This window comes from Acidovorax sp. KPB24-03 (assembly GCF_057546605.1).
In genome coordinates this window covers 1-780 of record NZ_BAAJYR010000831.1, presented here as the reverse complement: position 1 = coordinate 780, position 780 = coordinate 1, and the positions used below count along the sequence as shown (strand labels likewise).

At 71.9% G+C, this 780-nt stretch carries 2 protein-coding genes; both read right to left on the bottom strand.

Annotated elements, in window-relative coordinates; all coding sequences use genetic code 11:
• Nucleotides 1-53 precede the first annotated feature (53 nt).
• Nucleotides 54-470 carry a DMT family transporter gene (locus AC27KI_RS26300; RefSeq protein ID WP_284429646.1) on the bottom strand — a complete coding sequence of 139 codons (417 nt, stop codon included), beginning with the start codon at nt 468-470 and terminating at the stop codon, nt 54-56.
• Nucleotides 467-780, bottom strand: a 314-nt coding sequence (locus tag AC27KI_RS26295; RefSeq protein WP_487116808.1) for an EamA family transporter, incomplete at its 5' end; no start/stop codon positions are given. The genes AC27KI_RS26300 and AC27KI_RS26295, both read right to left, overlap by 4 nt.

Sequence of the window (780 nt, the reverse complement as noted above, 5' to 3'; positions counted from 1 at the left end):
CACCGGGCAGCAGGTCGGCCATCCGCAGCGGCAGGCCCGCGGTGGGCGGGGCTTCACGCGCCATGGTGCGATGGGGCGTGCCCGGACCCGGGCTCGGCATCGGCATCGGCCTCGCTGCGCGCCAGGCAGGCGATGCCGCCCAGGATGAGCACCGCGCCCGCCAACTGCGGCCAGCCGATGGACTCGTTGAACCACACGGCCGAGATGGCCAGCACCGAGACGACTTCCAGGTGCGAAGCGGCGAACGCCGGGCCGATCGGGGCGTGCTCCAGCAGCGTCATCCAGGTGAAGAACGCGCCCAGGTAGCCGATGAAGGCCCCGTAGATCCACGGGTGCCCGAAGACCCGCACCAGCCAGTCGGCGGACAGCTCCAGCGGCAGCGCGTGCTCGCCCGCGAGCTTGAAGCTGATCTGCGCCAGTGTGTCGAACGCCACCAGCGCGAGGAACCCGAGGGCATAGAAGCGCTTCATCCGTGCAGCCCCACGACGGCCACGCCGGCCGACACCAGGAGGATGCCGGCCACGCGCATGCGCGACAGCTTCTCGCGGAACAGGAACCGGCCGGCCACCATGACGGCCACGATGTTGATGGAGCCCAGCAGCACGCCGTCGGACAGCGGCACGAGCGAGAGGAACGCCAGCCACACCAGAAACTCGGCGACGTAGCAGCCCACGCCGATCCACAGCCACGGCCGGCGCGCCATGAAGGCCCAGCGGGCCAGGCCGCTGCCGGCGCGCGGGTCGGCCGTGGCCGCCGCCTTGAACGCCAGCTGCCCTCCCG